The organism is Bartonella sp. AP58NXGY, from assembly GCF_042195785.1.
Classification (GTDB): Bacteria; Pseudomonadota; Alphaproteobacteria; order Rhizobiales; family Rhizobiaceae; genus Bartonella.
Map to the genome: position 1 here is coordinate 1 of NZ_JBHIOY010000410.1, position 568 is coordinate 568.

Consider the following 568-nt stretch of genomic DNA (forward strand, 5'->3'; position numbering starts at 1 on the left):
CCATAATCTTTAGTATTAATGATTGTTACAGCTTCTTTAGCTAAACGCACCACGTAATTATATACAGTGATGTCACCAATTTTCGCATCATTTTCAACAAAGGGCTTAATGGTAATCGGGTCTGCAATTCTTCCCTTTTGAATAATTTGTGAAATGATATCAAAAAGCTTTTGATGCAACGGTTCAAAAAAATGCTCTGCTTTTAAAAAATCAGAAACGCTATCAAGAGCATTATTATTGATAATGATAGCACCCAGCAAAGCTTTTTCAGCTTCAATATTATGGGGAAGTTGGCGAAAAGAAGATTGTTCTTCTGTTTGAAAAGAAGGTAAATTAACAGCGTTCATTTTATTCATTATGATTTAAATTGATTTGATAAATGATAATTATAAATCACTGAATCTACAGTGTGAATCCCATTTTTATTTTACTTAACAACTTGCGTTTTGATACGTTTTGTGCAATAAAGAGATGTTCTTTTATATTTCGATTGGTTACTTTAATCGTTTATTTAGATCGCTAGCTGTTTTGATAATAAAAGCCGTGTCTTAAAGGACGCGGCTTTTTT

The 568-nt window shown here is 31.2% G+C and carries 1 protein-coding gene; it reads right to left on the minus strand.

Annotated features, from left to right (window positions below; all coding sequences use genetic code 11):
* The coding region (locus ACFINC_RS11730; RefSeq protein ID WP_375617308.1) for a DnaB-like helicase N-terminal domain-containing protein at window positions 1-356 on the minus strand (356 nt) is incomplete at its 3' end.
* Window positions 357-568: the final 212 nt, after the last annotated feature.